Origin of the sequence: Pseudosulfitobacter sp. DSM 107133 (assembly GCF_022788695.1) — a bacterium.
GTDB lineage: Bacteria > Pseudomonadota > Alphaproteobacteria > Rhodobacterales > Rhodobacteraceae > Pseudosulfitobacter.
Genome location: NZ_CP085162.1, coordinates 57,099 through 65,426 on the forward strand (window position 1 = coordinate 57,099; position 8,328 = coordinate 65,426).

General features: G+C 67.8%; 8 protein-coding genes. 4 read left to right on the forward strand and 4 right to left on the reverse strand.

Annotated elements, in window-relative coordinates; all coding sequences use genetic code 11:
* Positions 1 to 65: 65 nt before the first annotated feature.
* Both DSM107133_RS24705 and DSM107133_RS24710 read left to right on the forward strand, forming a co-directional pair.
* Positions 66 to 1,259: an AMP-binding protein gene (locus DSM107133_RS24705; protein ID WP_162791982.1), complete on the forward strand. Its 1,194-nt coding sequence runs from the start codon at positions 66 to 68 to the stop codon at positions 1,257 to 1,259.
* Positions 1,256 to 2,368: an acetyl-CoA C-acyltransferase gene (locus DSM107133_RS24710; protein ID WP_114292501.1), complete on the forward strand. Its 1,113-nt coding sequence runs from the start codon at positions 1,256 to 1,258 to the stop codon at positions 2,366 to 2,368. The genes DSM107133_RS24705 and DSM107133_RS24710 overlap by 4 nt, the downstream gene beginning before the upstream one ends.
* Here the strand turns inward: DSM107133_RS24710 and DSM107133_RS24715 are convergent.
* From DSM107133_RS24715 to DSM107133_RS24730, 4 genes are read right to left on the reverse strand one after another with little or no spacing between them, the layout of a single operon-like run.
* Positions 2,343 to 3,026, reverse strand: a complete 684-nt coding sequence (locus tag DSM107133_RS24715; RefSeq protein ID WP_114292500.1) for a nitroreductase — start codon at positions 3,024 to 3,026, stop codon at positions 2,343 to 2,345. The two genes, DSM107133_RS24710 and DSM107133_RS24715, sit on opposite strands and share 26 nt — an antisense overlap.
* On the reverse strand, positions 3,023 to 3,565 hold the full coding sequence (locus tag DSM107133_RS24720; protein ID WP_114292499.1) for a biotin transporter BioY: 543 nt from the start codon (positions 3,563 to 3,565) through the stop codon (positions 3,023 to 3,025). The genes DSM107133_RS24715 and DSM107133_RS24720 overlap by 4 nt, the downstream gene beginning before the upstream one ends.
* Positions 3,566 to 3,595: 30 nt before the next feature.
* Complete coding sequence (locus tag DSM107133_RS24725) at positions 3,596 to 4,195, reverse strand: energy-coupling factor transporter transmembrane component T (RefSeq protein WP_114292498.1); 600 nt, start codon at positions 4,193 to 4,195, stop codon at positions 3,596 to 3,598.
* Positions 4,170 to 4,922 carry an ABC transporter ATP-binding protein gene (locus tag DSM107133_RS24730; protein WP_240310444.1) on the reverse strand — a complete coding sequence of 251 codons (753 nt, stop codon included), beginning with the start codon at positions 4,920 to 4,922 and terminating at the stop codon, positions 4,170 to 4,172. Before DSM107133_RS24730 ends, DSM107133_RS24725 begins: the two co-directional genes overlap by 26 nt.
* Positions 4,923 to 5,086: 164 nt before the next feature.
* On the opposite strand from DSM107133_RS24730, the gene DSM107133_RS24735 reads away from it, so the two are divergent.
* Entirely contained in the window at positions 5,087 to 6,673 is a 1,587-nt protein-coding gene (locus DSM107133_RS24735; RefSeq protein ID WP_114292497.1) for a CHAT domain-containing protein, read from the forward strand.
* Complete coding sequence (locus DSM107133_RS24740) at positions 6,670 to 8,106, forward strand: hypothetical protein (protein WP_114292496.1); 1,437 nt, start codon at positions 6,670 to 6,672, stop codon at positions 8,104 to 8,106. Before DSM107133_RS24735 ends, DSM107133_RS24740 begins: the two co-directional genes overlap by 4 nt.
* Positions 8,107 to 8,328: the final 222 nt, after the last annotated feature.

Genomic DNA, 8,328 nt, shown 5'->3' on the forward strand with positions numbered 1-8,328 from the left:
TGCATTCCGAAAGACATATCCCAGATGCCGTCAGCACATCCCACGACTGCCAGAAACGAAACCCCATGACCAGGGACCGTTTCCGCTGGAGCGATGCGACGCAACTGTTCGTGCAGGGCCACCCCATTGGTGGCGCGCCATCGCAGGCCCCTGCCCTTGCGCGCGAAATCCGTGCCCTGCGCAATGCCATCCTCGGCGGTCGTGATTTTTCAGTCGGCCCGGACGGAATCGGCGTGCTGCCGCAGTCGCCTGCGGCGGCGGGGGTATCTCACAGCCGTTCCGGCGGAACCACCGGCGCGGCCAAGGCGATCCGGCGCAGCCATTCTTCGTGGATTGCCAGCTTTGACATTGCACGCGACCACTTTGATCTGTCCGCGCGCGATGTCTATGGCGTGCTCAGCCTGCCGTCGCATTCGCTGGCGCTGTTCGCGATTGTCGAGGCGGCGCATCTGGGGGCCGATCTGCATTTGCTGGCGGGGCTGCACCCGCGCGCGCAGGTTGCGCAACTGGTGCAGGCAGGCGCGACAGTGCTTTATGCCACGCCGACCCAGCTGCGGCTGCTGTGCGATGCGGGCGGCGAAATACCGTCGCTGCGCCAGATCCTGTGCGGTGGCGGGCGGATGCCCCAAGGGTTGCGCAGCCGCCTTGCCGCGCTGTGCCCGCAGGCGCGTTTGACGGAATTCTACGGCACATCGGAAACCAGCTTTATTGCATGGGGCGACGGCACCGGCCCTGACGGCGCGGTCGGCAAGGCCTATCCGGGGGTCGACATCGACATCCGCAATCCTGTTGATGGCACCGGCGAAATCTGGGTCCGCAGCCCCTATCTGTTTGACGGCTATGCCAAAGGGCACAGCAGCGACACCCGCTGGGACGACGGGTTTGTCACCGTGGGCGAGCTGGGGCGCATCGACGCGGCGGGCCATGTCTTTGTTGCCGGCCGGCACAGCCGCATGGTCACCATCGCCGGTCAGAACGTCTTTCCCGAAGACATCGAGGTGCTGCTGCAAAGCCGCCCCGATATTCCCCATTGCGCGGTGATGCCCCTGCCCGACGACCTGCGCGGCACGGTTCTGGTTGCGGTGATTGCGGGGCAGCCGGATGCAGGTCAGGCGCAAGAGGTGATCGCCCGGTGCCGCGCCGCCTTTGGCCCGCTGGCGGCACCGCGTCAGGTGATTGCCCTGCCGGATTTTCCACTGCTGACCTCGGGTAAACCCGATTTGCGCACCATCGCCGCGCTGCTTGAGGCCCGCACATGAGCGGGGTGCAAATCCTGTCGGCGATCCGCTCGCCGGTTGCACCGCGCGGCGGCGCGCTGGCGCGCCTTGCGCTGCACGATCTGGGTGCGCCGGTGCTGCGGGCGGCGATTGATGCGGCGGGGCTGTCGCCCGATGCCATCGACGAGGTGATTGCCGGCAATGCCCTAGGCGGCGGTGGCAATCCGGCGCGGATGGTTGCCCTTGCCGCCGGCCTGCCCGAACGCGTTGCGGGGCTGAGTATCGACCGGCAATGCTGCGGCGGGCTGGATGCGCTGCTGCTGGCCTCGGCCCTGATTGCGTCGGGTCAGGCCGATGTGGTCGCGGCGGGCGGTGTCGAATCCTATTCCCGCCGCCCCATGCGTCTGCGCACCGATCCCGACGGCGGCGCGCCACAGCCCTATGACCGCCCGCCCTTTGCCCCGTGGCCCGCGCGTGACCCCGACATGGACGCCGCCGCCGATGCGCTGGCCACCGATCTGGGCATCAGCCGCGCCGAACAGGACGCCTGGGCCATCGACAGCCACCGCAAGGCGCTGGCTGCCCCGCAAACCGGTGAGATTCTGCCGCTCGGCGGTCTTGCCAAGGATGCCTTTGCCCGCGCGCTGAACACACGGCTTTGCGCGCGCGCGCCGCAGTTGGCAGGCACCATCAGCGCGGCCAATGCGGCGGTGGCGGCAGATGCGGCGGCCTTTTGCATTCTGGTGTCGGACCGCGTCGCGGCGCGTCTGGGGGCCACGGGTGTTTCACTGCTGGGCGGTGTCACGCGGGGCGACCGCCCGGAATGCCCCGGCATCGCGCCGGTTGCGGCCATCAACACGCTTCTGGACCGCCATAGTCTGAAAGCCGCCGACCTGTCCGTGGCCGAGGTGATGGAAGCCTATGCGGTGCAGGCCATGGCCTGTGTCCGGCTGACCGGCATTGCCCCCGCCGTGGTCAACCGTGGCGGCGGTGCGCTGGCGCGGGGCCATCCGATCGGTGCCTCGGGGGCGATCAATGCGGTGCGTCTGTTTCATGAACTGCGCCACACCGGCGGCACCGGACTGGCCGCCATCGCCGCTGCCGGGGGCCTGGGCACCGCGCTGCTTATGGCGTCTGGTCAAAGCCGCTGAAGGTCGCGTAACTGTCCAACGGGTCGCGTTCGGTTCTGACGGTGTTCACCGCCGCCTGCGGATCGGCCCGCCCCAGCGCAATGCCACAGACCACCATCTCGTCCGCCCCCAGCCCCAGTTGCCCATGGGCAACATCACCGTGATTGGCCAATGCTCCGATGCCGCAGGTGGCATATCCCAGCGCCTCGGCCCCTGTCATCAGACCCATCAGCGCCATGCCCAGATCCATGAAACAGCCCTTGCCCATCTCGGGGTGGATCGTCACCACAATCCCCACCGGCGCGCCAAAGAAACGGTAGTTGGCCGTGAACTGCGCGCGCCGCGCCGCGATGTCGCGCCGCCCGATGCCAAGCGCCTGATACAGCGCAAAGCCCGCCGCGCGCTGTTTCGCCTTGAGATCGGCAGGCATCGGTTGCGGAAAATAGGAATACTGCGCCACTTCGGGCCGCCCGTCCCGCACCGCGCCCTCCAGCGCGCCGGCAAGCGCGGCCAGCGGCGCGCCGGTCAGCACATGGAACCGGCCCGGTTGCAGATTGGCCCCGCTGGGGGCCGCACGGGCCACCCGCAGGATACGCCCGAGGTCTGCCACCGGCACCGCATCGGGCAGGAACCCCCGCACCGACCGGCGGTGCAGCAGCAGGGCCTCGGTGTCACTCATCCGCGCGACAGGATGCTGTCGGGCCGTGCCCTGGCCAGCCCCGAGGTGATGCCACCGGCCAGAACCGCCTTGATCACATCGCCCGGAATAAAGGCGGTGACCAGCAGCGCCGCCTCGGCCAGCGTCTTGTCCAGCATGACCGACATGCCCACCACGCCAAAGCCATACAGCACCACGATACCGCCCAGCACCGAGGCCACGGCAGAGACAACCGCCAGATTTCCGTTCCAGCGCTCGACAATAAAGCCGGTGACAAAGGCTGCAACCGGCCAGCCCACCAGAAACCCGACCGAAGGTGTCGCAAAGACGCCAAGGCCGCCGCGCCCGCCCGCCAGCAGCGGAAGACCCAGCGCGACCAGCGCCAGAAACAGCAGCACCGCAAGTGCCCCGCGCCGTGCGCCCAGCACCGTGCCGCACAGCATCACACCCATGGTCTGCGCGGTGATCGGCACGCCAAAGCCAAGCGTCAGTTTCGGGATCAGGCCAAGTGCTGCAATCAGTGCGGCAAACATGGCAACAAGGGCAAGGTTACGTTCCATCGGTAAATCCTGTTCTGGTTTGTAGGTCTTCTATTCCATGCCACCGCGCGCGCGCAGCGCCTCGGCAACATATTCCGCATCGTCGATGGCCAGCGCCGCCAACGGTGTCACGATTTTCCATCCGGCCCGGCGCGGCGACCGCGCCCGCCAGGATTCGGTCAGACGCCCGCCCTTTTGCGCCAGCGACGGAGCAAAGCGCACCACCAGCGCCACCGACAGTTCCAGTGCGCGGGTTGACAGACCCATCCGGCGCAGCGGTGTCAACAGCCATGACATCACCGCAATCATATCAGAAAGCTGCGTGGTCATGGTGACGAAATTCGCCAGCGCCACCGCCGTCAACAGCCGCAAGGTCACCGCCAGCCCGGCCGCAATCTGCCCCGTCACCCCGTGCCACAGCGCGATCACCAACAGGAACGGCCACAGCATACGCAGCCCGTCCAGCCCCGCGCGGGCAAACCGCGTGCCCCCCGTCAGGTACAGCGCCCCGACACCCAGCGCAGCGCCCCCCAGCACCACCGGGTTTTCACTGGCAAACAGTGCGCCCGTGGCCAGCGACAACAGGCCCAGCTTGACACCGGCCCGCATCCCGTGCGCCCAGATCCTAACCGGCGAGGTGAGTGAGATCATCCTCTTCCCCCCATGCCTGCATCTGTGCCTCGAACAGGGGCAGCACCCGCGTGGCGGGGCCGTCATCGCGTATTTTGCCCTGATCCAGCCAGATCACGCGGTCAAATCCCTGAAGCGTTGCCGGATCATGCGAAATCAGCACAACGCCGGCCCCGACCCCGTCAACATAGCGCATCAGCTGCCGCCGTGTCGGGATATCCAGACCGGAATAGGGTTCGTCCAGCACAATCAGCGCGGGCTGCATCGCCATCACCGCCATCAGGCAGACCAGCTGCTTTTGCCCCTGCGACAGGCTGTGGGTGGCGGCGTCGGCCCAATGTCCCTTGCCGAAGCGGTGCAAAATCGCCTCGGTCTGTCGCGCCACCTCTGCCTTGTCATGGCCAAGCTGGGTCAGGCCAAAGCCGATTTCTTCGGACACGGTGGGAAAGATGATCTGGTGATCGGGGTTCTGGAACAGGATGCCAACGCTGCGCAGCGCCGCCTTGCGGTCACGCGCCATGTCCTTGCCCGCGATGGTGATCCGCCCCGCACTTGGCGCGATCAGCCCCGCAATCAGCCGCGCCAGCGACGTCTTGCCCGAGCCGTTGCGCCCGACAATGCCAATCCGCCGGTCGCGGGCGGAAAACGACAGCCCTTCCAGCACCGTGCGCCCGGACAGGCGCAATGCGACATCATCAAACAGCAGCTCGGCGGGGCGGGCAGTTTCTGAGGCGGGGTTTGCGCGCAATACGTCGTCTCTGTTGTGGGCGGGGCCATGGGGCGGTTCTGTGCAGGTTCCGTGCTAATCAGAATTCAGAACCAAAGTCGAGCGGTTGCGCACATAGGCGCCGCGCGGCAGGGACAGCATTTGTCACTTGACCCCCACAGCGGCGGCCACGAACACTCGCGCTTATGCTGCGATATATCCTTGCCTGCCTCCTGATGCTGCCCCTGCCGCTGCGCGCGCAGGATCTTTCGCCGTTGGACCGTACCGATCTGATGTTCCAGATGGCGCAAACCGTGCAGAATTCGGGCGCGGCCCAGGCGGTGCAGCAGATTGCCCTGCGGCTTGCCGCCAAGGCCCAGGGACTGGAACCGCTGGCCATTGCCCGCCGCGATCTGGTCGAGGACATGGCACGGGTGCGCAGCGACAGCACCCTTGATCCCGCCCGCCGCCGCCAGCGGCTGGAAGAACTGGACGTGGCCCTGCGCGTCAACGATCAGGCGCTGGCCAAGGGGTTTCCGGCCTATCTGGACATCGTCGCCCCCGACCCGCTGACCATTGCCGAGGCCCAAAGCCTGCTCGACCCCGACGAGGCGCTGATCCAGATGCATCAGGGCAAGGATTGGCTGACGCTCTGGCTGATCTCGGGGCGGCACGTGCTGTGGCACCGCCTGCCGGTGACGCAATCCGACGCGGTGGAACTGGTGGCGATGTACCGCGAAACCATGGGGCTGAGCGGCACCCTGCGCGCCGCCGCCGCGCTGGATGATGAACCGGTCGCCACCCAGCCCTTCAACACGCGGCTGGCCGCGATCCTGTACCAATGGCTGTTCGCGCCCTTTCAGGCCGAGCTTGCGCAGTACCCCCACCTGATGATCGTCGCGGACAAATCGTGGATCGGGATGCCTTTCGCGACCCTGCTGACCGATCCGGCCGAGGCGGGCAGCGACCCCACCCCCGACATGCTGCGCCACGCCAGCTGGTTGTTGCGCGACCATGCGATCACCATGCTGCCGTCCGCGGTCAGCCTGCGGGCGGCGCGGGCAAACCGCCCTGCCCTATCCTCCGACAGCGGCCTGCCCACCACCACCCTGCTGGCCATCGGTGATCCGCTGTTCACCGGCACCCAAGGCACCGACGCCGTGGTGCGTGCCGCCACCGGCACCGTCGATGTCAGCCAGCTGGCCCCCCTGCCCGGCACCCGCCGCGAGGTCCGCGCCATCGCCGCCGCCTTTGACCAAGGCAGCGCGCAGGTGCTGCTGGGCGCAGATGCCTCGGAAACGATGCTGGAAACCATGGACCTGAGCGACCGCGACGTGATCGTCTTTGCCACCCACGGGCTGATCGCGGGCGAATTGCAGGGGCTGGCCGAACCCGCGCTGGCGCTGACCCCGCCCGCCACGATCACCGGCAGCGATGACGGGCTGCTGACCGCGGGCGAGGTTGCAGGGCTGACGCTGACCGCCGATTGGGTGGTGCTGTCGGCCTGTAACACCGCCGCCGGTGACGGCGCGGGGGCCGAAGGGCTGTCCGGTCTGGCCCGCGCCTTCTTTGCCGCAGGTGCACAGGCGCTGCTGGTCAGCCACTGGCCCGTGCGCGACGACGCGGCCGCGCGGCTGACCGCCCACGCCTTTGCCGAAATGCGCGCCCACCCCGACCTGCGCAAGGCCGAGGCGATGCGCCGCGCGATGCTGGCGCTGATGGACGACGACAGCGACCCCGGCCTGTCGCACCCCGTCGCATGGGCGCCGTTCTTTGTGGTGGGCAACCGATGATCCGGCGTCTGATCCCCGCGCTGCTGGCACTGATGCTGGCCCAGCCGGTGCAGGCGCAAAGCCCGGCGGATTTGCTGAACGATGTTGACCGGATACTGGCCGACGGCGGCGGCCTTGGCCTTGACGTGGAATTGACCCGCGCCTTGCGTGCCGCCCGCGCACAGGGCCCGCTGGACCCCGACTGGGCGCAGGTGATGGTGGTGACCGCCAGCCTGATCGCCACGGGATTGTGCAAGGCCGAACGCGCGCTGGACCTCTATGACAACGCCCTGACCGTGGCACAGGACGCCCCCGAGATGCAGCACTTCGTGCGCATCTGGCGTGCCTACACTTACGCCTATTTCGGCCGCCCAGATCTGGCCCGCGCCGATCTGGATCGCGTCACCGTGGACCCATCCCGATATCTTGAAGATGAATACGCCACGCAATTGCAAGGCTGGCTGGATGCGCCCGTTTCCGTCAGCGACAGCCCCGGTTTCCTGAAATGCACCGAAGTCGCCCGCGACGCCGCCGCCCTGTTCAACGCAGGCGATCTGGATCAGGCGCGCAGCCTGCTGATTGGCCTGAACCTGCCCGAGGTGCTGGCGCAGGAACCGCTGGTGCGCATTTCCAACCTTTCGACCCTGTCCCTGCTGGCCGTGATCAGCGGGCGCATGGGACAGGACGACAGCGCCGTGTTCGACCGGATCATCGCCGACCTGTCCGTGCCCGACGTCACGCCCCCCACCCTGCGCCCCGAAATGGTCGCCGATGCGGGCCACGCGCAGATGGTGGCGGATGTGCTGGACATGGTGGTGAACTCGGACCGCACCGGCACGGGCGCTGCCGCGCGGCGCACCACCGCGCAACGCTGGCTTGAGGGGCTGGCCCCCCAAGACGCGCAGGCCGCGATACGGGCGTTAAGCTTTGCCGTGAACGATTACCGCATCGCGGGCAACTGGCCCCGCGCGGCGCAGGCGGTGCAAGAGCTGTTGGCCCTGCCCGATCTGGACGCCGACGTGCGCGCCATGTCCGAGGTTGAGCTGGTCGAGCTGCAATCCTACATCGCCGTGGCCGAGGGGCGACCCGTCGACCACATCGCGCTGGCCAACGCCTTTCGCGCGGTGTTCGACACCGACGGCATCGCCGCCGCCGTGCGGGTGGATGTGGCCGGCCGGCTGGTGGGCGCGTTTGACCACGCGGGCCATGCCTATCTGGCGCATGTGGCGGGGATCGAGGTCTGGCAATACATGCGCGACGTTCAGCGCGCCACGGCACAGGCGGGGGATTCGGTTGCCGGACAGGGCAAGGTCCTGCGCGCCACCGCCGACATCACCATCGCAGACGGGTTCGACGTGGCCGCCCAGCCCCCCGACGGCACCCCGCCCCCGCCGGGCCTGTGCCAGGAGGTCGTGGGGATCGAGCTGTGCACGATTGTCCTGCAACAGCCCTGAGGCACCGTGACCCTACTACAAAGGGCAGCGCCCGACCGCGGGTGGGCATCACGAGGCTCGTGATTGCCACTTTATGTCTCGTCTTTGGCGTGTGGATGAAGAAGCAGCAATACGGTGAGAAAGCGCCCGCCCATGGGGCGGTCGGGCGCTGCCCGGCGGTGCTACGCACCTTGATTCCGGGCTTTGGTGGAAGCCCTCAACGGGCGTGTTCCACATCAACCC

What these genes read in the sequence shown, in the direction of transcription:
- DSM107133_RS24705 (WP_162791982.1), top strand. Translation starts at nt 66, where the DNA reads ATGACCAGGGACCGTTTCCGCTGGAGCGATGCGACGCAACTGTTCGTG.
- DSM107133_RS24710 (WP_114292501.1), top strand. Translation starts at nt 1,256, where the DNA reads ATGAGCGGGGTGCAAATCCTGTCGGCGATCCGCTCGCCGGTTGCACCG.
- DSM107133_RS24715 (WP_114292500.1), bottom strand. Translation starts at nt 3,026, where the DNA reads ATGAGTGACACCGAGGCCCTGCTGCTGCACCGCCGGTCGGTGCGGGGG.
- DSM107133_RS24720 (WP_114292499.1), bottom strand. Translation starts at nt 3,565, where the DNA reads ATGGAACGTAACCTTGCCCTTGTTGCCATGTTTGCCGCACTGATTGCA.
- DSM107133_RS24725 (WP_114292498.1), bottom strand. Translation starts at nt 4,195, where the DNA reads ATGATCTCACTCACCTCGCCGGTTAGGATCTGGGCGCACGGGATGCGG.
- DSM107133_RS24735 (WP_114292497.1), top strand. Translation starts at nt 5,087, where the DNA reads ATGCTGCGATATATCCTTGCCTGCCTCCTGATGCTGCCCCTGCCGCTG.
- DSM107133_RS24740 (WP_114292496.1), top strand. Translation starts at nt 6,670, where the DNA reads ATGATCCGGCGTCTGATCCCCGCGCTGCTGGCACTGATGCTGGCCCAG.